The sequence below is a fragment of the Streptomyces sp. NPDC031340 genome (assembly GCF_055569945.1).
On the sequence record NZ_JBVIIE010000026.1, the window covers coordinates 57,520 to 80,096 of the forward strand.

The following is a 22,577-nucleotide window of genomic DNA, read 5'->3' on the forward strand; positions in this document are numbered from 1 at the left end:
TAGTCCCGCCGTCCGCGACGGCTCGTGGGCCCGCTCCCTTCCAGGGGGCGGGCCCACCGTCGTCACCGGAGCTTGTCGGGGTGCGTCAGCGCGGCACGGGCAGCAGGCGCTCCGGTCCCCGGACGACCTGGGAGCGCAGCTTGGCCCGCAGCCGCGCCTCGCGGTGGGACAGCGGGCCGGGCGCGACCCGCGGCGGCAGCCCCTGCACGGTGCTCCCGGGCGGGACCGGCGGCTCGTAGCGCGTCGGCGCGGAGCGCAGCGTCAGCGCCGTCGTCGCGATCAGCGCCGCGGTGAAGGCGATCGCCGCCCGCGTCCAGAAGCGCGCCCGGCGCTCGCCGCAGGTGCGCACGGCCGTCGGGGTGGCGGTCCGCAGCCGTTCCGCGGAGGCCACCTCGGCCAGCCGCCGGCGCAGTCGCGCGGGGTCCGCCAGTTCCGGCAGGCGGGCGGCGACCGCCTCCCGCGCGTGCAGCAGCCGGTGTGCCGTCGCCGGGGTGCTCGCCTCCGTCTCCGCCGCCGTCTCCGGCAGGTCCAGGCCGACGCCGTCGTAGAGCAGGAGCGTGCGGCGGTGGGGCGGCGGGAGTTCCCGCAGGGCCTGGAGCAGCGCGCGGTGGGAGGGGTCGGCCGGCGGCGGTTCGGGGTGCCGGTGACGCGGGCGGAGACGGTGCCAGGGGGAGAGCGCGCACTCGTGCGCCGCCGCCCGCACCCAGCCCGCCGGATCCGGGTCGCGGGCCACCTCGGGCCAGCGTTGCCAGGCGAGGTGGAAGGCCCGCTCGACCGCCTCGCGCGCCGCCTCGCGCCGCCCGGTGAGGAGGTAGGCCTGCCGTACGAGGGCGGGGGCGCAGAACGCGTACAGCGCGTCGAATGCCTGAGCGGGCGTCAGGTCGGTTTCCTGACCGGTCTGGTGACTCGACGTCACTGCGCGCCCCTTCGTACGAAAAAGTACATAACAATATATTGAGCGACACATCGGAGGTTGGGCGGTTACGACGGGAAAGAGCGTGTCGTTGGGATCATGACGGGCGTGACCCTGATGACCCCTCGCCGATCGCCGTTGCCGCCGCGGCTCGCCCGGAGGCGCCACCGAGTGCCCGGGTCGGCCGTCGGCCTCCTGGGCGGTGCGATCGCCGCCGGGCTCGGGCTCGGGGCGTTCGCCATGCTGGTGACCGTGCTGTGGATCAGCTCGCCGTACCCCGCCGGCGGGGCCGACGGCGTGCTGCACCTCGCCGCCGCGCTGTGGCTGCTCGCGCACGGCGCGGAACTGGTCCGCACCGACACCCTCTCCGGCGTCCCGGCGCCGGTCGGCGTCACCCCGCTGCTGCTCCTCGCGCTTCCGGTGTGGCTGGTCCACCGGGCGGCCCGGGACGCGGCGGACGCGGGCGAGGCCGGCGAACCGCTCGTGCCGGGCCGCACGGCGTGGGCGGGCGTCGTCGTCGGCTACCTCGCCGTCGCCGCGGCCGCCGCGCTGTACGCGTCGGGCGGCGAACTGCGTCCCTCGTGGGCGTGGACCGCGGTGCGCCTGCCGCTGGTGGCCGCGGCGGCGGCCGGGGCGGGCGTGTGGACGGCGCACGGCCGTGCGTACGGTGCGGTGGACGGCCGTGCGTACGGTGCGGTGGACGGCGTGCCGGGTCTCCTCCCGGTGCCGGTGCGACGGGTCCTGCCGGGGCCCGGGGCCCGGGACCGCCTGGCCGTGGCCGCACGGGCCGCGGCGGGCGGGGTGGCGGTGCTGGTCGGCGGCGGGGCGCTGTTGCTGGCGGCCTCCCTGGCCTGGCACGGCGGGGCGGCGGGGGCGTCCCTGCTACGGCTGACGGACGGCTGGTCCGGCCGGTTCGCGGTGCTGTTGCTGTGCGTGGCACTGCTGCCGAACGCGGCGGTCTGGGCGGCGGCGTACGCGCTCGGCCCCGGTTTCGCCCTGAGCGTCGGCCATGTGGTCGCCCCCCTTTCGCCGGCGCCGGTGCCCTCGTTGCCGTCGTTCCCGCTCCTGGCGGCGGTGCCGGAGCCGGGAGCCGGCGGGCCGGTGAGCTGGGCGGCGGCGCTGGTGCCGGTGGCGGCCGGGGTGACGGTGGGACGGCTGGTGGGGCGGGCCGCCGTCGGGGACGCCGTCCGCTCGCGCGGGTGGACCGTCGGCACGGCCGGGCTGGGGGCGCTGCTGTGCGGGGGCGCGATGGCGGTGCTCGCGGCCCTGGCGGGCGGGCCGCTCGGAGTTGCGGCACTGGCCCGGTTCGGTCCGGTGTGGTGGCAGACGGGCGGCGCGGCCCTGCTGTGGACGGCGGTCACGGCGCTCCCGACGGCGCCGGCCCGACGACCCCGCCACCACGCCGCATCCGAACCGGGGCCCACATGCGAACCGGGGCCCGCATCCGAGCCGGCACCTGGGCCGGCGCCCGCATCCGTGCAACCCGCCCGCCGCCGTCTGCGGATGCGGCTGCCCTCGTTCAGGCGCCGTGCGTCCGCTCGGCCCGGCACCCCGCCCTCGGCGCACCTCCCCGGCGCCGACGGCATCGTGGCGTACACCTTCCCCGGCCTGGACGACGCCGGCTTCCAGCCCTGGGACACCCTGCTCCCGGACCCCCCGGAACAGGCGCCCGACCCGCAGGAGCCGTACGAACCGAGCAAGCCGAAGGAGCCGCACAAGCCAACCGAGCCACCGGAACCGCAGCCGCAGCCGCCGCAGCAACAGCAGCCGCAGGACCTGCCGTGACCGGAGCCGGGTGGCGGGTCAGCTGTTGTTGCCCAGCAGGCCCCGCAGTTCCTTCGGCAGGTGCTGGCTGCAGGACTGCTGCGCCTCGCTGGTGAGGGCGTCGCTCCGGCAGGTGTAGTAGTCGCGGTAGACCAGGTGCGCGGTGAAGCTCGCGGCGACCATGAGGATGGCGAGGGACGCCGTGACCAGACCGCTCACCGCCGCCGTGGTCTGCGGGCGGCCGGCGGCCTCCGGGCCGGCGCCGGCGCGCGGCTTGGCGCGCAGCGCGCTGATGCCCCAGTACAGGGAGAGCGCGCCGAGCAGCAGGGCCACGTACGGCCAGCCGAACAGGGAGAAGAAGAACGCCCACATGCCGCCCAGCAGCGCGTACCGGGCACGGCGCTGGACGGGGTCGGTGGGGTCCCAGCGCATGTTCGCGCCGGGGCCGGGGCTCTTGGAGCCCTCGCTGTCGCCGCGCTGAGCGCCGGGGCGTTCGCCGAAGCCGCCGGAGGAGCGGCCGGGCTGACGGTCGCTCCACTGGCTGCCCCAAGGGGAACTGCCGCCCTCGCCGGACGAGCCGTCGGAGCCACCCGAATTCCCTGAACTCCCCGAATTCCCCGAGTGTCCAGGGGCGCCGGACCGGCCGGAGTCCCCGCGGTCCCCGGAGCCCCGTCCCACCGGGCCGCGCGGCTGCCAGGGCCGGTCCGGAGCACCCTCCGGCGGCGGCGCGAACGGGTTGTCCTCCTGCGTGCCCCCCTCACGTCCGCCGCCCGTCGTCCCGCCCGAGGGCGCGTCGGGAGGCGAGGCGCGCCGCTCCCGCAGCAGCACGCGGCTGTGCTCCCCTTCCTGCGCCGGAAGCGGGGGGAGGGCGAGGAGTCGCAGACTGCGGTCCGGCATCAAGTGAGCGTCTTCCCCTTGGCGAGTACGGTGGTTGTGGTGGGTCGGTCCGGCGGGCCGGCCCGGCCTCGAGCTGTCACCCCGGAAACGCTCCGCACGCCTGCCGCGTTCCCGAGCCCGCTCCCCGCAGACGCTACCTTCCGGCCACGCCCCCGTCCCACGGGGGCCGTCCGGTGTGCCGGTATCGTTGCTGACGGTCTGCCGCTTCGTAGACTTCCCCGTATCCGGGGGCGCGAAGCATTCGTACGACCATACAAACGCCTCCCCGAGAAAGGGCCCCACCGTGGCCGCCAAGCCCGTGGCCAAGCGCCTCGTCGTGCTGGTCTCCGGATCCGGTACGAACCTGCAGGCGCTCCTCGACACCATCGCCACCACCGGCGCCGAGGCGTACGGAGCCGAGGTCGTGGCCGTCGGCGCGGACCGGGAGGGCATCGAGGGCCTCGCCCGCGCCGAGCGCGCCGGACTGCCCACCTTCGTGTGCCGGGTCAAGGACCACGACACCCGTGAGGCGTGGGACGCGGCGCTCGCGGAGGCCGTCTCCGCGTACCGGCCCGACCTCGTGGTGTCGGCGGGCTTCATGAAGATCGTGGGCAAGGAGTTCCTGGCCCGATTCGGCGGCCGGTTCGTGAACACGCACCCCGCCCTCCTGCCCAGTTTCCCCGGAGCCCACGGCGTGCGGGACGCCCTCGCGTACGGCGCCAAGGTCACCGGCTGCACCGTCCACTTCGTCGACGACGGCGTCGACACCGGACCGATCATCGCGCAGGGCGTGGTGGAGATCCGGGACGAGGACGACGAGAGCGCTCTGCACGAGCGCATCAAAGAAGTCGAGCGAAGGCTGCTCGTCGAGGTCGTGGGGCGCCTCGCCCGCAACGGCTATCGCATCGAGGGACGAAAGGTAGTTATCCAGTGACCGCCGAGAGCAACAAGCGGCCGATTCGCCGGGCGCTCGTCAGCGTCTACGACAAGACCGGGCTCGAGGAGCTCGCCCGCGGCCTGAACGAGGCGGGCGTGGAGCTCGTCTCCACCGGTTCCACCGCCGCGAAGATCGCCGCCGCCGGCGTCCCCGTCACCAAGGTCGAGGAACTCACCGGCTTCCCCGAGTGCCTGGACGGCCGGGTCAAGACCCTGCACCCGAAGGTCCACGCGGGCATCCTCGCCGACCTGCGCCTGGACAGCCACCGGCAGCAGCTCGCCGAGCTGGGCGTCGAGCCTTTCGACCTCGTCGTCGTCAACCTCTACCCGTTCCGGGAGACCGTCGCCTCCGGCGCCACGCCCGACGAGTGCGTCGAGCAGATCGACATCGGCGGCCCGTCGATGGTCCGCGCCGCCGCCAAGAACCACCCCTCGGTCGCGGTCGTCACCAGCCCCGCCCGCTACGCCGACGTCCTGTCCGCGGTCAAGGACGGCGGCTTCGACCTCGCCGCCCGCAAGCGGCTCGCCGCCGAGGCCTTCCAGCACACCGCCGCCTACGACGTCGCCGTCGCGAGCTGGTTCGCCTCCTCCTACGCGCCCGTCGACGACTCGTCGTTCCCCGACTTCCTCGGCGCCACCTGGGAGCGCAAGAACACCCTGCGCTACGGCGAGAACCCGCACCAGCCCGCCGCCCTCTACGTCGACGGCACCGGCGGCGGCCTCGCCGAGGCCGAGCAGCTGCACGGCAAGGAGATGTCGTACAACAACTACACGGACACGGACGCCGCCCGCCGTGCCGCGTACGACCACGCCGAGCCGTGCGTCGCGATCATCAAGCACGCCAACCCGTGCGGCATCGCGGTCGGCGCGGACGTCGCCGAGGCGCACCGCAAGGCGCACGCCTGCGACCCGCTGTCGGCGTTCGGCGGCGTCATCGCCGTCAACCGGCCGGTCAGCAAGGAGATGGCGGAGCAGGTCGCGGAGATCTTCACCGAGGTCATCGTCGCGCCCGACTACGAGGACGGCGCGCTGGAGGCCCTCACCAAGAAGAAGAACATCCGCGTGCTGAGGGCGCCCGGCGCCCCGGCGAACCCGGTCGAGGTCAAGCCCGTCGACGGCGGCGTCCTCGTGCAGGTCACCGACCGCCTCCAGGCCGACGGCGACGACCCCGCGGGCTGGACGCTCGCGACCGGCGAGGCGCTGTCCGAGGCCGAGCTCGCCGAGCTGGCCTTCGCCTGGAAGGCGTGCCGGGCGGTCAAGTCCAACGCCATCCTGCTCGCCAAGGACGGCGCCTCGGTCGGCGTCGGCATGGGCCAGGTCAACCGCGTGGACTCCTGCCGGCTGGCCGTGCAGCGGGCCGGCGAGGAGCGAGCCCGCGGCTCCTACGCGGCGTCGGACGCCTTCTTCCCGTTCCCGGACAACATCGACGTGCTGAGCGAGGCCGGGATCAAGGCCATCGTCCAGCCCGGCGGCTCGGTCCGCGACGAACTGGTCGTCGAGGCCGCCGAGAAGGCCGGCATCACGATGTACTTCACCGGCACCCGGCACTTCTTCCACTGATCGCGTTCCTCGCGTTCCTCGCGTTCCAGTGATCGCGTTCCGCTGATCTCGGCACCCGTGTGACGCGGCAGGGCCGTGTCCCTCCCCAGGGGGGGGACACGGCCCTCGTGCTTCAGCGGCGTGGACGGCTCGGCGCGAGCCCCGCCGGCTCAGTAGCGCGCTCGGTTGAACCAGGCGTTGCCGTTGGCGTTGCCGACGAACACGGCGATCAGGATGCCGAGCACCGTGTGGATGAGGCCGACGATGATGAACGGGTAGAGGCCGAGGACCGCGGTGATGATGCCGAAGACCATCGCCGCGACGCGCACGCCGTTGCCGCCGGTGTTGAACTTCACCGCCAGCACGAGCGCGAACACGCCCCAGGCCAGCGCGAACGCCGTGAAGGCCCACAGTGCGCCGGTCGAGTAGTTCTTGAGCTGCTCGAAGGCGGCCTCGTTGTCGAGGGAGCCGTTCTTGGCGGCCTGGATGGTGGCGGCGCTGAAGGCGAACAGGGCCACGCCCAGCAGCTGCAGGGCGACGATGACCCACAGCAGGATGCGGGCCGCGCTCACGGTGCCCGGCATCGTCGTCATCATCGGGGCGCCGCCGTACGGCTGGGGCGCGGGAGCTGCGGGGTAGCCGTAGCCGGGAGGCTGCTGCTGCGGGTAGCCGTAGCCCGGCTGACCCTGCGGGTAACCCGGCTGCTGGCCCTGGGCGTACCCCGGCTGCTGACCCTGCTGGGGGTAGCCCGGCTGCTGGCCCGGCGGCGGGCCGTAGGGGTTGTTCGGATCGCCGAAACTCATGGCGGGGCTTCCTCCGTTGCTCCAGGTGCGGGGACGACGCGCGGCGCCGTACGGAGGAAGATCCGGAAGATCCGAGCTTGCGGTGCGTCCCCCCGATGAGCTGCCCGCGGCACTGTTCCGCCATGGTTCTTTACCGGTGACTTACTTGTCCAGCCGCATTCCCGAGGAGTTGTGCAAGTGCAACATCGCTGATCATGGTCGGACGCCGGGGGAGCGGCGTGGTGCGGTGCGGGGGGACCCGGATTGGAACCGGGGGGCCGTCATCCGCGAGGATGGGGCCATGACCGCCCAGATTCTCGATGGCAAGGCCACCGCAGCCGCGATCAAGTCCGATCTGACCGCCCGCGTGGCGGCGCTGAAGGAGAAGGGCGTCACGCCCGGCCTCGGCACCATTTTGGTCGGGGACGACCCCGGCAGCCAGAAATACGTCGCCGGCAAGCACCGCGACTGCGCCCAGGTCGGCATCGCCTCCATCCAGCGCGAGCTGCCGGCCACGGCGACGCAGCAGGAGATCGAGGCGGTCGTGCGCGAGCTGAACGAGGACCCGTCCTGCACCGGCTACATCGTCCAGCTGCCGCTGCCCAAGGGCATCGACGAGAACCGCATCCTCGAACTGATGGACCCCGACAAGGACGCCGACGGCCTGCACCCGATGAACCTCGGCCGCCTGGTCCTGAACGAGCCGGCCCCGCTGCCCTGCACCCCCAACGGCGTGCTCACCCTGCTGCGCCGCTACGGCGTGGAGATCAAGGGCGCCGAGGTCGTCGTCGTCGGCCGCGGTGTCACCATCGGCCGGCCGATGCCGCTGCTGCTCACCCGCCGCTCCGAGAACGCGACGGTGACCCAGTGCCACACCGGGACGCGTGACCTGTCGGCGCACCTGAAGCGCGCCGACATCATCATCGCGGCGGCCGGCTCCGCCCACCTGATCCGGCCCGAGGACGTCAAGCCGGGCGCCGCCGTCCTCGACGTGGGCGTCTCCCGCAGCGCCGAGGGCAAGATCGTGGGCGACGTCCACCCGGGTGTCGCCGAGGTGGCCGGCTGGATCTCCCCCAACCCCGGCGGCGTCGGTCCGATGACCCGTGCGCAGCTGCTCGTCAACGTGGTCGAGGCGGCGGAGCGCCGTGCCGGCTGAGGACTCCGACGACCTTCAGGTGCGGGACGACGACCTTGAGGTGCGGGACGCGGTCAGCGCGCCGGACGCCGAGGGCAGGCCGCGCCGCGTCACCCGCCGCTTCCCGCTGTTCACCAGGGACACCGCCCGCCCCGAGGGCGGCGGCCGGGCCGCGCCGCGCGACGCCCCGGCGCCCGCCCGGCAGTGGCCGGTCCTCGCCGTGCTGGGCGTGGTCGCGGTCGGCCTGCTGCTGACCGCCCTCGACGCCTTCCGGTACGGCACGCTCCTGATCGGCCTCGCGCTGGTGGCCGGCGGCGTCCTGCGCTGGCTGCTGCCCGACGTCGGCATGCTCGCCGTGCGCTCCCGCTTCACGGACATCGTCACCTACGGGGCCCTCGGGCTGGTGATCGTGCTGCTGGCGCTGATGGTCCAGCCGAACCCCTGGCTGCAGCTCCCCTTCCTGGGGGACACCCTGCACTTCACGGTCAGCGGTTAGCCGCGCGGCCCGTGCGGCAACGGCCCGTCCCCTCCCCCGAGCAAGGACGGGCCGCCGCCGGGATCAACCCTCCCTTGCGGTGAACCGCCTGTTCAACGGCTGTCCGCACGCTGTGGCACGGAGGTGACCGTTTCGCTACGGTGTCCGCGGTTCGCCACGGACGCGGGAACCGCGCACCGTCCGGCGCCGTCCCTCGCAGCGACCGGGCATCCGACCCACGAGGGCGCCGACGCGTGCGGGACCGGTGAGACCGCGGGGCTCGGCGAGACCGGTGAGACACAGGCGACCCGCGCGGTCGGCCGCAGGGGCCGTCGGTGGGAGACTGGACCGTGGCCCGGCCGACGTGCGACGGTGCACGCCCCGGCCCCGACGCACCCGTGTGCCCCCACCCCTGGAACTGAGATCCTGAGTCGGCGCATCCCTGTGGGTAGCCGGAGGGGCACTCGGCAGCGGGCACCACGCACGGGGGCGACGAACAGCACCACACCCGGGGGAAGAGGGGGGAAGCAATGCCTCGCTGGAAGGCCTTGCCGGAGGACCTGGATCCGCAGATCAGGGAGTTCGCGAGCCAGCTGCGGCGGCTCGTGGACCGCAGCGGGCTGAGCATCGCGTCCGTGGCCGACCGCACCGGCTACAGCAAGACGTCCTGGGAGCGTTACCTGAACGGCCGGCTGCTCGCGCCCAAGGGCGCCATCGTCGCACTGGCCGAGGTCACGGGCACCAATCCGATCCACCTGACGACGATGTGGGAGCTCGCCGAGCGCGCCTGGAGCCGTTCGGAGATGCGCCACGACATGACCATGGAAGCGATCCGGATCTCGCAGGCGCGCGCCGCGCTCAGCGAGCTGGCCACGCCCCCGGCGGACGCCAAGGGCAAGCAGTCCCGCAGGAGCGGCGGAGCGGCGGCGACACCCGGCGTCGCGGGACCGGCGGGCGTCGCCCCGACGGTGCCGCCGCGGCCGGCGGCGCCGGACCCGGTGGACGACAGGACGGGTGCGCGGGCCGGGGGCGGCGGCGCGGCCGCCGGGCCGGCCTCCGGCGGACAGGGCACCAACTCGTGGAACATGGCCGGCTACCGGGGTCCGGCCGCGTCCGGCGGCCACCGCCGGCCGGGTGCCGGGACGCCGGCCCCCGGCGGCGCCGGCCGGACGCCGACCACCCCGAGCCCGTACGGCGAGCCCCCGCAGGGTCCGCGGCCGGCCGGTGGGTCGGCCGGCGGGTCCGCCGGCGGGGGCGGCGGCAAGCGGCGGCTGACGATGGTCCTCGCCGGCGCCGTCGGCGTCCTGGTGGTGATCGCGGGCGTGTTCTTCCTGGCCGACGGCGGGGGCAAGGGCGACGAGGGCAAGAAGCAGTCGCCGTCGCCCTCCCCCAGCGTCGCCACCGACCTGCCGCCCGGCGTGAAGTGCAGCGGCGACTCCTGCACCGGCAAGGACGCGGAGATCATGGGCTGCACCAAGGACGCCACCGCGGTGACCACGGCCAAGACCGCCACCGTCGGCACGACCACCGTCGAGGTCCGCTACAGCGAGACCTGCGACGCCGCCTGGGGCCGCATCACCCAGGGCGTCCAGGGCGACCAGGTCCAGGTGTCGGCGGGCAAGGCCCGGCAGACCGACAGCATCACCACGGCCGGCGACACGATCGCGTACACGCCGATGGTGGGCGTGAAGGACCCGGGCGACGCGACGGCGTGCGCGACGCTGGCGTCGGGGCAGCAGGGCTGCACGGAGTGAGCCGCGCGGGGGACGTTCGCGAAAGAAATGTCCGGCGCCAGGATTAGGCTCCCGCGTCCCGGGCACGCGAACCGTACCCCCACGGGAGTCCGGCACAGTCGGGACCCCCCACCAGGCGGCCGTCTCCGTCCTTCCTCTCCCGGACGGGCGGCCGCCGTCCCATGCCGCGCCGCCGTCCCCGGCGCGCCGTCGTCCTGTGTGGCGTCAGCGTCCCCGGCGCGCCGTCGTCCTGTGTGGCGCCGGCGTCACTCTGTGGGACGGGCCACACAACCCCGGCCGTCCGGGATCCCGGATGCGCGATAGCCTGACCGGTGGATCTCTTGATACCAAGAGATCGATCATTCGCACGTCCGCACCCCCGGGCAAGGACGCCCACCGCCAGCTGTCATACGGAGAACGCCATGACCCGCACTCCCGTGAACGTCACCGTCACCGGCGCGGCCGGCCAGATCGGTTACGCCCTGCTCTTCCGCATCGCCTCCGGCCAGCTGCTCGGCGCGGACGTGCCGGTCAAGCTGCGCCTGCTGGAGATCACCCCGGCGCTGAAGGCCGCCGAGGGCACGGCCATGGAGCTGGACGACTGCGCGTTCCCGCTCCTGCAGGGCATCGACATCACCGACGACCCGAACGTGGCCTTCGCCGGCGCCAACGTCGCCCTCCTGGTGGGCGCCCGCCCGCGGACCAAGGGCATGGAGCGCGGTGACCTGCTGCAGGCGAACGGCGGCATCTTCAAGCCGCAGGGCAAGGCCATCAACGACAACGCCGCGGACGACATCCGGGTCCTGGTCGTCGGCAACCCGGCCAACACCAACGCGCTGATCGCCCAGGCCGCCGCGCCGGACGTACCCGCCGAGCGCTTCACCGCCATGACCCGCCTCGACCACAACCGCGCGCTCACCCAGCTCGCGAAGAAGACGGGCACCACGGTCGCCGACATCAAGCGCCTGACCATCTGGGGCAACCACTCCGCCACCCAGTACCCGGACATCTTCCACGCCACGGTCGCCGGCAAGAACGCCGCCGAGGCCGTGAACGACGAGAAGTGGCTGGCCGAGGACTTCATCCCGACCGTCGCCAAGCGCGGCGCCGCGATCATCGAGGCCCGTGGCGCCTCGTCCGCCGCCTCCGCCGCCAACGCCGCCATCGACCACATCCACACCTGGGTCAACGGCACCGCCGAGGGCGACTGGACCTCCATGGGCATCCCGTCGGACGGCTCCTACGGCGTTCCGGAGGGCCTCATCTCCTCCTTCCCGGTCACCTGCAAGGACGGCAAGTACGAGATCGTCCAGGGCCTGGACATCAACGAGTTCTCCCGCACCCGCATCGACGCCTCCGTCAAGGAGCTCGAGGAGGAGCGCGAGGCGGTCCGCTCGCTGGGCCTCGTCTGACGCATCCCCGGCCGTCCGGCGTTCTCCGCCACGAGCCCCAAAAACCCACGCGGCACGAGCCGGCACAGCCAGTGCGGCACGAGCCCGCGAAGCACGCGCGGCACGAGCCCGCGAAGCCCGCACGGGCCCCGTTCCGGCACTGTCCGGACCGGGGCCCGCGCCCGTTTCCGCCGCCGCTGCGGCCAGTGCCACCCGCCGGAGCGGTCCCCGGGGATTCCGGTGTCGCGGCACCTGCCCGCCCCTCTATGCTGATGGGCTGTCAGCCGGACGTCTGAGAACGGTCTTTCCACGCATCGGGGGAGTGGCGTGAGCACCGCCTACGTGCCGCAGCAACCGCAGCCGACGACGCCCGCGGGGGCGCCGCCCACACCGCCCACCCCGCCGCACGCCAGCGAGGCGACCCGGCTGCTGTGCGCGGGCGCCTACCTGGACCCCGGCTACCGCGACCGGGTCATCGAGCAGCTCCACCTCAACGAACAGCGGATCGTCGCGCCGTCGCTCGGCTTCGACGCCGCCCGCGTCCTGGCCCACGCCCTGCGCGCCCGCCGCAACGAACTGCTGTGGGCGGGGGCGGTCACCGGACTGTGGGTGGTCGGCGCGGCGCTCAGCGGCGGGCTGATGATCTTCTTCCTGTGGCCCGGCCTGGCCCTCGCCGTCGCCCCCTGGATCAGGGGCCGAGCAGCGGAGCCGCCCCTGTACCGCCTGGCCGCCGCGTTCCTCCTGCGCTGGTGGGGGCGTATCGCCTTCGCGGGGCTGCTGGGCCTGACGGTGTACGCGGCGTTCGGCGGCGCCGGTTCGGACGGCGGCTCCTCCTACGGTTCCTCGTACGACGGCTACGGCTCCTCCGGCTCCTCCGGCCCCGAGAACGTCACCGACCTCCTCGTGCCCACCGTCGACACACTGCCCGGCCTGACGAAGCCCTGGCATGCCTGGCTCACCCTCGGCGTGTTCGCGCTCATCGCGTGGTGCCTCCACGCCCAGCGCAACCAGTTCGGCCGCGCGCTGGCCGCCGAACTCTCCCCGCAGCGTTTCCCGGACGCCGCCGGTGACCCCGCCGAGCAGTCCGACAACCCGCGCTTCCAGCGGCTGAAGCAGCGCATCCGGCTCGAACAGCACGCACCGCTGGTCATGTACCACGAGGCGCGCCCGTTCTGCGGGGCGGGAACGGCGCACGAGACCTGGGTGCTCGCCGTGGAACTCAAACGCGACGAACTGATCAAGCAGCAGCAGCCACTCAGCAACCGCACGGTCCTGGAGAAGATCCGGCCGCTGCTCGAACAGCTCCGCGTGCCGTCGGCGCACGCCGGCCCCGGCGTCCGCGACCGGCTGCGCTGGCTGGAGATCGACGAGTGCGTGTTCCTGCCCGTCGAGGGCCTGCTCAGCCGCGATCAGGCGCCGTACACGGCGACCGCCTTCGAGGAGCACCGGGCGCGCGCGGTCGAGGAGGGCGCCGAGAAGCGGCGGCACTTCCTGCGCATCCGGGTCGGCGGCTGGGAGGAGGAGCTGGTCGTCACCGTGTTCGTGCGCATCCACACCCAGGGCCGCATGCTCATGCTGGAGATCGCCCCGCACGTGCTGGCCCCGGTCCGCCAGGACTTCAAGGACGCCGACCGTTCGGCGCACCGGTTCCGCAACAACAACGCGCTCGGCAAGGCCGCCGGGGCGATCGTGCCGGTGCCCGCGTCCGCCGGCCGTTCATTGGCCCAGCTCGGCCGCGGCCTGGTCTACGCGTGGCGGCTGCTGACCGGCGGCTACGCGGGCGCCCTGCCCGACGGTCCCGCGCTGTCGGTGCGCGAGCTGGGCTCGGCCCCGGCCGGCTCCCTCTTCCAGGACATGGACGTCGCCCGCTACCTGCGCAGTGTGCAGGACCGGGTGGCGAACGGGGTACGGGCCGCGCTGGCCGAATGCGGTTACGAGACCGGCGAGTTCGTCCAGAAGGTCGTCAACATCAGCAACGGCGACGTGAACATCGGCCGGGTGGACAACTCCACCTTCGCCGTCGGCAGCCACGCCACCGCATCCACCGCATCCAGCGCCTCCGCCGCATCCAGTGTCTCGGGCGGCACCGCCCCGTAGAAAGGAGCCGACAGCAATGGCCAGTGAGGAACCCACCGTCAGCTTCGGCGACGTCTCGCACAGCACCTTCGCCGTCGGCAGCCACGCGCACGCCGAGAGCCACCACCGGCACGGGCCGGGCCCGGTGGCCGACGAGGACGCCGAGGCGCTGCTGAAAGCGGTGCGCGAACTGCGCGCCGACCTGGAGCGGGTGCGCTCCACCGAGCAGACGGCCGCGCTGGACGAGGCGCTCGCCGACACCGAGGCCCAGCTCACCCGCACCGGGCAGGCGGACCCCACCCGCCGGGAGCGCCTGCGCGCCCTCCTCGCCGACTCCCAGGCGCTGCTGAGCGTCCTCGCCTCGGCCGGGGCCGTGGCCGGTCTGCTGGGGATGTGAGAGGAACACCATGAGCGGGGGACGGTACTGGAACGAGGACACCCAACGCTGGGAGGACGGCGACCCGGGAAGCCCTCCGACGGCGCAGCCGACGGCACCTCCGCCGGCCCGGCCGGAGTTCGCCCCGGACGCGGCGGCGGAGGGCGCGGCGACCTCGGACGGCCGGGGCACGGCCAACGGGTGGCACGGGCCGGGCGCCGGCGGAACCGTGGTGGACGGCGGCCCGGCCGCGCCCGCGGCGCCACCGACGGCGTCCGACGCCCACAACTGGCCGACCTACGGGCCGGGTACCGCCGGCAGCGGCGGGCCGTACGGTGACCCCGGTGCCGGTGCCGGTGCCGGTGCCGGTGCCGGTGGCTGGCCGCCGTCCGTGGAGCTGTCGTCCGGCTCGCCGGCCGGTCGGTCCTCCCGGCGGCTGGTGTGGTCCGTGGTCGTCGGGGCCGCCGCCGTCGGGGTCGCCGTGAGCCTCGTACTGACCCTGGTGGTCGGCAGGAACGACGACGACCCGGGCCGTGGGCGGGCCGCGGCGAGCACGTCCGCCGGTCCCGCGCCCTCCGAACCGGCGGAGTCCGGACCGCCCTCCGCCACGGCGTCCGCCTCCCCGTCGGCCACCGCGCCTCCCGCCGGCTACGAGTCGTACGACGACCAGGAGGGGTTCCGGGTCGCCGTCCCCGAGGGGTGGAAGCGCAGCACCGTGCCCTCCCTCTACGGGATCGCCGTGGTCAACTACCGCAGCCCGGACCGCGAGCACCGGCTGCAGGTGTACCAGGTGCAGGAGACCTCCCCGGCCGCCTCCTTCCAGCTGTACCTGTCCGACCGGACCCCGAAGCCCGCGGGTTTCCAGGAGCTGGACCTGAAGACCCTCGACGACGGCGAGTTCACCGGCTCGCGCCTGGAGTACCTGGCCGACCGGATCAAGGGCGAGCCCGACGTCGGCACCTGGCACGTCCTGGACGAGCGTTTCGTCGCCCCGGACGGCAACATCTACGCCATCGCCTCCTACGGCCCCGAGTCCGACGGCCGCGACGACGAACTGAAGGTGCTCACCACGGCGTTGGACTGGTTCTGCCCGCCGTACACCACCTGCGACGCGGACCCGGCGCCGGACTGACCGGACGACGGCCCGCCCTTCGCCGTTCGCGCCCTCCCTCACCTGTGCGAGCGCGAAGGCGGCATCCACCGGACACGGCATCGCCCGCGTGGCGCGCGTCACGCCTTCGGCGCGCGGTTCGCCCCCCTTTCGCCCGCACGCTCCGTGACACGGCGCACTTTCGGCCATGGATCGCGCATGCATCAAGGACCCGAGGGCATGTGCTCCCGGTCCCCGGACGGCGCACATCCTCACCGGGGCGCTGAACCGGAACGGAAGGCAACGCACCGATCATGGCCGGACATCAGGCACGGCAGACACGGCAGACACGGCAACGACAGCAGCCGCAGCACACCATCCATGCGGCCGGGGAGTGGCGGGAAGCCGTCTCCGGCGCCGCCCGCGAGATCCTGGACCCCGCCGACGGCCGGGCGTTCGCCGTGGTCGCGGAGGGTGACGAGAAGGACGCCGACCTCGCGGTCGCCGCCGCCCGCGACGCCTTCGACCACGGCGACTGGCCGCGCACCCCGGCCGCCGGGCGCGCCGCCCTGCTGCACCGGGTCGCCGATCTCCTCGTACGCGACCGCGAACGGCTCGGCCTGCTGGAGAGCCGGGACACCGGCAAGACCGTCGAGGAGGGCCGCGTCGACGTCGACTGCGTCGCCGACGCGTTCCGCTACTTCGCCGGCCTGATCGCCGCCGAGGCCCCAGGCCGGGTCGTCGATGCCGGGTCGCCCGACGTCCACAGCGTCGTCGGACACGAGCCGGTCGGCGTGTGCGCGCTGATCACGCCCTGGAACTACCCCCTGCTGCAGGCCAGTTGGAAGATCGCACCGGCCCTCGCGGCCGGGAACACCTTCGTCGTCAAGCCCAGCGAGATCACCCCGCTGACCACCGTCGCCCTGATCGAGCTGCTGGCCGAGGCGGGGCTGCCCGCCGGCGCCGCCAACATCGTCACCGGTCCTGGCCACACGGTCGGCGCCCGCCTCGCCGAGCACCCCGACGTCGACCTGGTCTCCTTCACCGGCGGCCTGGCCAGCGGCGTCAAGGTGGCGCGGGCCGCCGCCCCGACCGTCAAGAAGGTCGCCCTCGAACTCGGCGGCAAGAACCCCAACGTGGTCTTCGCCGACGCCTGCGCCACCGAGGAGGGCTTCGACACCGCCGTCGACCAGGCCCTCAACGCGGCCTTCATCCACAGCGGCCAGGTCTGCTCGGCCGGCTCCCGCCTCGTCGTCGAGGAGTCCGTCCGGGAGCGCTTCGTCGCGGAACTCGCCCGCCGGGCGGGCCGCATCCGGCTCGGCCGCGGCACCGAGGACGGCGTCGAGTGCGGGCCGCTGGTCTCCGAGCAGCAGCGCGCCAAGGTCGAGGACCACGTCGCCGCCGCGCTCGCCGAGGGCGCGGTGCTGCGCACCGGCGGACGCCGTCCGGCCCCCGGCGACGTGCGCCCCGCCGGCGGGTACTTCTACGAGCCGACCGTGCTCGACGGGTGCCACCGCGAGATGCGGATCGTGCGCGAGGAGGTCTTCGGGCCGGTCCTCACCGTGGAGACCTTCCGCACCGAGGACGAGGCCGTCGCCCTCGCCAACGACACCGAGTACGGCCTCGCGGGCGCCGTGTGGAGCGCGGACCTCGCCAAGGCGCGCAGGGTCGCCGCCCGGCTGCGCCACGGCACCGTCTGGATCAACGACTTCCACCCCTACCTCCCCCAGGCGGAGTGGGGCGGCTTCGGCAGGAGCGGGGTGGGCCGCGAACTCGGCCCCGCCGGACTCGCCGAGTACCGGGAGACCAAGCACGTCTACCACAACCTCGCCCCCCGGCCCGTCCGCTGGTTCACCGGCTGATCCTTCCCACCCCCACGTCCACCCCCAGCCGCGACCGCACGACGCCGGTCGCCACAACGGCCGGTCCCACCACACCGCCCCCCACCACGGCCGGTCCCCCCACCCGCGAGCCACCCTGGAGTACCCCTCAATGCCCGAAGAAACCCACCTCTACGACTACGTCGTCATCGGCGGCGGCACGGCGGGCTCCGTCATCGCCTCCCGCCTCACCGAGGACCCCGGCGTCACCGTCGCCGTCATCGAGGGCGGACCCAGCGACGTCGGCCGCGACGACGTGCTGACCCTGCGCCGCTGGATGGGCCTGCTCGGCGGCGAACTGGACTACGACTACCCGACCACCGAGCAGCCCCGCGGCAACTCCCACATCCGGCACAGCCGCGCCCGCGTCCTGGGCGGCTGCTCCTCCCACAACACCCTGATCGCCTTCAAGCCGCTGCCCTCCGACTGGGACGAGTGGGAGGCGGCCGGCGCCAAGGGCTGGGGATCCGCGCCGATGGAGGCGTACTACGCCCGTCTGAAGAACAACATCGTCCCGGTCGACGAGAAGGACCGGAACGCCATCGCCCGCGACTTCGTCGACGCGGCGCGGGCGGCGCTCGGCGTCCCGCGCGTCGAGGGCTTCAACAAGCGGCCGTTCGACGAGGGCGCCGGCTTCTTCGACCTCGCCTACCACCCCGAGGACAACAAGCGCTCGTCGGCGTCGGTGGCCTATCTGCACCCGGTGATGGACCGGCGGCCCAACCTGACGATCCTGCTGGAGACCTGGGCCCACCGGCTGGAGGTGGCCGCGGGACGGGCCGAGGGCGTGCACGTGCGCGCGAAGGACGGCACGGAGACGCTGATCCGGGCCCGGCGCGAAGTGGTCCTGTGCGCGGGCGCCGTCGACTCCCCGCGCCTGCTGCTGCACTCGGGCATCGGCCCCCGCCGGGACCTGGAGGCGCTCGGCATCCCCGTCGTGCACGACCTGCCCGGTGTCGGCGAGAACCTGCTCGACCACCCCGAGTCGGTGATCGTCTGGGAGACGAACGGCCCGATCCCGGACAACTCCGCGATGGACTCCGACGCGGGCCTGTTCGTGCGCCGCGACCCCGCGCACCGGGGCCCGGACCTGATGTTCCACTTCTACCAGATCCCCTTCACCGACAATCCGGAGCGACTGGGCTACCGGCGGCCCGAGTTCGGCGTGTCGATGACCCCGAACATCCCCAAGCCCAGGAGCCGCGGCCGGCTCTGTCTGACCAGCGCCGACCCGTCCGTCAAACCCGCCCTGGACTTCCGCTACTTCACCGACGAGGACGACTACGACGCCCGGACCCTCGTCGACGGCATCCGCATCGCCCGCGAGATCGCGAAGACCGAACCCCTCGCGGGCTGGCTCAGGCGCGAGGTGTGCCCCGGCCCCGACGTCACCGGCGACGAGGAGCTGAGCGAGTACGCCCGCAGGGCGGCGCACACCGTCTACCACCCCGCCGGCACCTGCAAGATGGGCGCCGCCGACGACGAACTGGCGGTCGTCGACCCTGAGTTGCGGATCCGCGGCCTGGACGGCATCCGGATCGCCGACGCGTCCGTCTTCCCGGCCATGACCGCCGTGAACCCGATGGTCACCGTGCTCATGGTCGGTGAGAAGGCCGCCGACCTGATCGGAGGTGACGCGCGATGAACGCACCCGTCTTCTCCGTGGACGGCCTGTGGAAGGTGTTCGGCCCCAAGGCGGACCGCGTCCCCGCCGACGCCGATCTGGCCGGCCTGGACCCCGCCGAGCTGCGCGCCCGCACCGGCTGCACGGCCGCCGTCCGGGACGTCTCCTTCGACGTGTGCAAGGGCGAGGTCTTCGTCGTCATGGGCCTGTCCGGCTCCGGCAAGTCCACGCTGGTGCGCTGCCTGACCCGGCTGATCGAGCCGACCGCGGGCGGCATCGCCATCGACGGCGAGGACGTACGCGCCATGGACCGCGCGCGCCTGCGCGAGCTGCGCCGCCACCGCGCGGCGATGGTCTTCCAGCACTTCGGCCTGCTCCCGCACCGCACGGTCCTCGACAACGTGGCCTACGGCCTGGAGATCCAGGGCGTCGGCAGGGCCGAACGCCGCTCCCGCGCACAGAAGGTCGTCGCCAAGGTCGGCCTGGAGGGCATGGAGCAGCGCCGGCCGGCCCAGCTGTCCGGCGGCCAGCGGCAACGCGTCGGCCTGGCCAGGGCGTTGGCGGTCGACCCCGAAGTGCTGCTGTTCGACGAGCCGTTCAGCGCGCTCGACCCGCTGATCCGGCGCGACATGCAGGAGGAGGTGGTCCGGCTGCACCGCGAGGAGGGCCGCACGATGGTCTTCATCACCCACGACCTGAGCGAGGCCCTGAAGCTGGGCGACCGCATCGCCCTGATGCGCGACGGCCGCGTGGTGCAGCTCGGCACCCCGGAGGAGATCGTCGGCTCGCCGGCCGACGACTACGTCCGCGCCTTCGTCCGCGACGTTCCGCGCGAGCAGGTCATGACCGTCCGCACGGCCATGCGCCCCGGCGACTGCGGCGGACCCGGCCACCCCGGCGCGCTCGCGCCCGACGAGGTGGTCTCCGACGCCATCAAGGTCGTCGCCCGCCGCGGCGCGCCCGCCTGCGTCGTCGAGGACGGCCGCTGCCTGGGCGTCGTCGACCACGAACGGCTCCTCGGCGTCGTGGCCGGGACCGAGCCGCGCGGGGAGGCGGCCTGATGGCGACGGTCACCGCATCCGCCCCCCGCGTCCTCCCCGCAGGCCTGCTCAGGCACCGCGCGGTCCGGAAACTCCTGCTGCTCGCGCTCGCCGTTGCGGTCCTCGTGCCGCTCGCCGCCACGCGCTGGGCCGGTGACGGCTGGCCGCACGCCCTGACCGTCGACCTCTCCGGTCCGCTGACCTCGGCCGGCGACTGGATCGTCGACAACCGCGACAGCCACCCGCTGTTCCTGTACTTCTTCGGGCACATCAGCAACGCGGTCGTCGTCTCGGTACGCGCCGTCTACCTGGTGCTGCTCGGCGCGGGCTGGGCCGGCGTCACCGCCGCCGGCGCGCTCCTCGCCCGGCGCGTGGCCGACGTCCGGCTCGCCCTCGGCACGGCCGCCGCGTTCCTCGCCTGCGGACTGCTCGGCATGTGGGTGCCGGCCATGCAGACCCTCGCGCTGATGACCGTGGCCGTCCTGGCGTCGGTCGTCGTCGGCGCCCTGCTCGGCCTCGGCGCCGGACTGTCCGACCGGCTCGACCGCGCGTTGCGCCCGGTCCTGGACACCATGCAGGTGCTGCCCGCCTTCGCCTACCTGCTCCCCGTCGTGCTGGTCTTCGGCATCGGCGTGCCCGCCGCGGTCCTCGCCACCGTCGTCTACGCCGCCCCGCCGATGGCCCGGCTCACCGCCCTCGGGCTGCGCGGCGCCGACAAGGAGGTGCTGGAGGCCGTCGAGTCGCTCGGCGCCACCGCCCGCCAGCGGCTGCTCACCGCGCGCCTTCCGCTGGCCCGCAAGGAACTCCTGCTCGGCGTCAACCAGACGATCATGATGGCGCTGTCCATGGCCGTCATCGCCTCGGTCATCGGCGCCGGCGGCCTCGGTGACCGTGTCTACCAGGCGCTCGCCTCGGTCGACGTGGGCGCGGCGCTGGCGGCCGGCATCCCGATCGTGCTGCTCGCCGTCGTCCTGGACAGGGTGACCGGCGCCGCCGGTGCGGCGGCGGGCTCGGGCGCGACGACGCACCGGCGGGCACGGTGGGCGTACGCGGCCGCCGCGGTCGTGGCGGTCGCCGCCGCCGGACGTCTGGCGGGCCGGCTCGACTGGCCCGGATCCTGGACCCTCGACATCGCCGGCCCCGTGGACCGGGCCGTCGACTGGATGACCGCCCACCTGTACTCGGGTGTGCCGGTCGTGGGCGGCACCGCCGACTGGGCGGGCCGCTTCACCGCCTGGGTCCTCGACCCGGTCCGCGGCGGCCTGCAGTGGCTGCCCTGGTGGTCGGTGCTGCTGCTGGTCGCCGCCCTGGCCTGGCTGGCCGGCACCTGGCGCACCGCGCTCACCGCCGTCCTCGCGATGGCCGCGACGGGTGTGCTGGGCGTGTGGAAGCCGTCCCTGGACACCCTCTCCCAGGTCCTCGCGGCCGTCGCCGTCACCCTCGTCCTCGGGGTGGCGACCGGTGTCGCCGCGGCCCGCAGCGCCCGCTTCGACCGGCTGCTCCGGCCGGTCCTGGACGTCCTGCAGACGCTGCCGCAGTTCGTGTACCTGATCCCGGTCGTGGCGCTGTTCGGTGTGGGCCGCGCCCCCGCCGTCGCGGCGGCCGTCGTCTACGCCCTGCCGGCCGTCGTCCGGATCACCGCGCAGGGCCTGCGCCAGGTCGACCCGGCCGCGCTGGAGTCGGCCCGCTCGCTCGGCGCGACGCCGGGGCAGCAGCTGCGCCAGGTCCAGCTCCCGCTCGCCCGGCGGTCGTTGCTGCTCGCCGTCAACCAGGGTGTGGTCCTGGTGCTGGCCGTGGTCATCATCGGCGGCCTGGTCGGCGGCGGCGCGCTCGGCTACGAGGTGGTGTTCGGGCTGGCCCAGGGCGACCTGGCCACCGGGCTGGTGGCGGGCGCGGCGATCGTGTGCCTGGGGCTGGTCCTTGACCGGGTGACGCAGCCGGTGGAGCGTCACGAGAAGGGCGGTGCGTGACATGGCACCGAACCGCAGGGCTTCCGCCCTCGCCGCCGCGGCCGCCGCGCTCTCCCTCCTCACCGCCTGCGGCGCCGCCGACATGACCAGGCAGGCGTCCCCGTTCGCGGGCGCCCGGGGCGCCAGGACGGTGACCCTCTCCGTGCAGTCCTGGGTCGGCGCGCAGGCCGACGTGGCCGTCGCCGAGTACCTGCTGGAGCACGAGCTCGGCTACCGCGTCGACACCGTCCAGGTCGACGAGATCCCCGCCTGGGACGCGCTCAGCCAGGGCCGGGTCGACGCGATCCTGGAGGACTGGGGCCACCCCGACCAGGAGAAGCGGTACATCGACGAGAAGAAGACCATCGCCCGCGGCGGCGACCTCGGGGTGACCGGGCACATCGGCTGGTTCGTGCCCACCTACCTGGCCGAGAAGCACCCCGACATCACGGACTGGAAGAACCTCGACAAGTACGCCTCCCTCTTCCGCACCGCGGAGAGCGGCGGCAAGGGCCAGCTGATGGACGGCTCCCCGTCCTACGTCACCAACGACAAGGCGCTGGTGAAGAACCTGAAGCTGGACTACCAGGTGGTGTTCGCCGGCTCGGAGGCCGCGCAGATCACCCAGATACGGCAGTTCGCCAAGGAACACAAGCCGTTCCTCACGTACTGGTACTCGCCGCAGTGGCTGTTCGAGAAGGTCCCCATGACCGAGGTGAAACTCCCGCCGTACCAGGACGGCTGCGACGCGGACCCGGCGAAGGTCGCCTGCGCCTATCCGCACACCCCGCTGCAGAAGTACCTCAACGCGGACTTCGCGAAGTCCGGCGGCAGGGCGGCGGCCTTCCTGAAGAAGTTCAAGTGGACCACCGAGGACCAGAACGAGGTCTCCCTGCTGATCGCCGACCGGAAGCTCACACCCGAGCAGGCGGCGAAGAAGTGGGTGGACGGCCACGCCTCCACCTGGAAGGCGTGGCTGTCCTGACCCCGGGCGGGCC

The 22,577-nt window shown here is 73.8% G+C and carries 18 protein-coding genes; 15 read left to right on the plus strand and 3 right to left on the minus strand.

Annotated elements, in window-relative coordinates:
• Positions 1-85: 85 nt before the first annotated feature.
• Positions 86-1,219, minus strand: coding sequence for an RNA polymerase sigma factor (locus tag ACZ5GT_RS21410; RefSeq protein WP_469027110.1), 1,134 nt, complete (start codon positions 1,217-1,219; stop codon positions 86-88).
• Between ACZ5GT_RS21410 and ACZ5GT_RS21415 the strand changes: the two genes are divergently transcribed.
• Positions 1,121-2,698: a cell division protein PerM gene (locus tag ACZ5GT_RS21415; RefSeq protein WP_469027349.1), complete on the plus strand. Its 1,578-nt coding sequence runs from the start codon at positions 1,121-1,123 to the stop codon at positions 2,696-2,698. The genes ACZ5GT_RS21410 and ACZ5GT_RS21415 overlap by 99 nt on opposite strands.
• An 18-nt stretch (positions 2,699-2,716) precedes the next feature.
• Here ACZ5GT_RS21415 and ACZ5GT_RS21420 read toward each other — a convergent pair whose 3' ends face one another.
• The gene (locus ACZ5GT_RS21420; protein ID WP_469027117.1) at positions 2,717-3,574 is read right to left on the minus strand and encodes a hypothetical protein; all 858 of its coding nucleotides are present in this window, start codon (positions 3,572-3,574) and stop codon (positions 2,717-2,719) included.
• 283 nt (positions 3,575-3,857) lie between these two features.
• Between ACZ5GT_RS21420 and purN the strand changes: the two genes are divergently transcribed.
• Both purN and purH read left to right on the plus strand, forming a co-directional pair.
• Positions 3,858-4,487 carry a phosphoribosylglycinamide formyltransferase gene (gene purN, locus ACZ5GT_RS21425; RefSeq protein ID WP_469027123.1) on the plus strand — a complete coding sequence of 210 codons (630 nt, stop codon included), beginning with the start codon at positions 3,858-3,860 and terminating at the stop codon, positions 4,485-4,487.
• On the plus strand, positions 4,484-6,049 hold the full coding sequence (gene purH / locus ACZ5GT_RS21430; protein WP_469027130.1) for a bifunctional phosphoribosylaminoimidazolecarboxamide formyltransferase/IMP cyclohydrolase: 1,566 nt from the start codon (positions 4,484-4,486) through the stop codon (positions 6,047-6,049). Before purN ends, purH begins: the two co-directional genes overlap by 4 nt.
• A gap of 149 nt (positions 6,050-6,198) precedes the next feature.
• Here the strand turns inward: purH and ACZ5GT_RS21435 are convergent, their stop codons facing one another.
• Positions 6,199-6,831, minus strand: a complete 633-nt coding sequence (locus ACZ5GT_RS21435) for a hypothetical protein (protein ID WP_469027137.1) — start codon at positions 6,829-6,831, stop codon at positions 6,199-6,201.
• 280 nt (positions 6,832-7,111) lie between these two features.
• Here ACZ5GT_RS21435 and ACZ5GT_RS21440 point away from each other — a divergent pair, with 280 nt between their 5' ends.
• The 12 genes from ACZ5GT_RS21440 (at position 7,112) to ACZ5GT_RS21495 (ending at position 22,564) form a co-directional block, all read left to right on the plus strand.
• Positions 7,112-7,966 carry a bifunctional methylenetetrahydrofolate dehydrogenase/methenyltetrahydrofolate cyclohydrolase gene (locus ACZ5GT_RS21440; RefSeq protein WP_469027141.1) on the plus strand — a complete coding sequence of 285 codons (855 nt, stop codon included), beginning with the start codon at positions 7,112-7,114 and terminating at the stop codon, positions 7,964-7,966.
• Positions 7,956-8,441: a DUF3017 domain-containing protein gene (locus ACZ5GT_RS21445; RefSeq protein ID WP_469027146.1), complete on the plus strand. Its 486-nt coding sequence runs from the start codon at positions 7,956-7,958 to the stop codon at positions 8,439-8,441. Before ACZ5GT_RS21440 ends, ACZ5GT_RS21445 begins: the two co-directional genes overlap by 11 nt.
• 509 nt (positions 8,442-8,950) lie before the next feature.
• On the plus strand, positions 8,951-10,174 hold the full coding sequence (locus ACZ5GT_RS21450; RefSeq protein WP_469027153.1) for a helix-turn-helix domain-containing protein: 1,224 nt from the start codon (positions 8,951-8,953) through the stop codon (positions 10,172-10,174).
• Positions 10,175-10,575: 401 nt separating this feature from the next.
• The gene (locus tag ACZ5GT_RS21455) at positions 10,576-11,565 is read left to right on the plus strand and encodes a malate dehydrogenase (RefSeq protein WP_469027158.1); all 990 of its coding nucleotides are present in this window, start codon (positions 10,576-10,578) and stop codon (positions 11,563-11,565) included.
• A 306-nt stretch (positions 11,566-11,871) separates the two neighbouring features.
• A complete protein-coding gene (locus tag ACZ5GT_RS21460) occupies positions 11,872-13,641 on the plus strand; it encodes a hypothetical protein (RefSeq protein ID WP_469027162.1) in 1,770 nt (589 codons plus the stop codon).
• 16 nt (positions 13,642-13,657) lie between these two features.
• A complete protein-coding gene (locus tag ACZ5GT_RS21465; protein WP_469027167.1) occupies positions 13,658-14,017 on the plus strand; it encodes a hypothetical protein in 360 nt (119 codons plus the stop codon).
• A 10-nt stretch (positions 14,018-14,027) separates the two neighbouring features.
• Complete coding sequence (locus ACZ5GT_RS21470; protein ID WP_469027170.1) at positions 14,028-15,128, plus strand: hypothetical protein; 1,101 nt, start codon at positions 14,028-14,030, stop codon at positions 15,126-15,128.
• Positions 15,129-15,400: 272 nt separating this feature from the next.
• A complete protein-coding gene (locus ACZ5GT_RS21475) occupies positions 15,401-16,948 on the plus strand; it encodes an aldehyde dehydrogenase family protein (protein ID WP_469027173.1) in 1,548 nt (515 codons plus the stop codon).
• A gap of 130 nt (positions 16,949-17,078) precedes the next feature.
• Positions 17,079-18,611 (plus strand): GMC family oxidoreductase, encoded by a 1,533-nt coding sequence (locus ACZ5GT_RS21480; RefSeq protein ID WP_469027179.1) that lies wholly within the window; start codon positions 17,079-17,081, stop codon positions 18,609-18,611.
• Positions 18,608-19,651: a quaternary amine ABC transporter ATP-binding protein gene (locus tag ACZ5GT_RS21485; protein ID WP_469027184.1), complete on the plus strand. Its 1,044-nt coding sequence runs from the start codon at positions 18,608-18,610 to the stop codon at positions 19,649-19,651. Before ACZ5GT_RS21480 ends, ACZ5GT_RS21485 begins: the two co-directional genes overlap by 4 nt.
• Complete coding sequence (locus ACZ5GT_RS21490; protein ID WP_469027189.1) at positions 19,651-21,600, plus strand: ABC transporter permease; 1,950 nt, start codon at positions 19,651-19,653, stop codon at positions 21,598-21,600. Before ACZ5GT_RS21485 ends, ACZ5GT_RS21490 begins: the two co-directional genes overlap by 1 nt.
• 1 nt (position 21,601) lies before the next feature.
• Positions 21,602-22,564: an ABC transporter substrate-binding protein gene (locus ACZ5GT_RS21495; RefSeq protein ID WP_469027196.1), complete on the plus strand. Its 963-nt coding sequence runs from the start codon at positions 21,602-21,604 to the stop codon at positions 22,562-22,564.
• Positions 22,565-22,577: the final 13 nt, after the last annotated feature.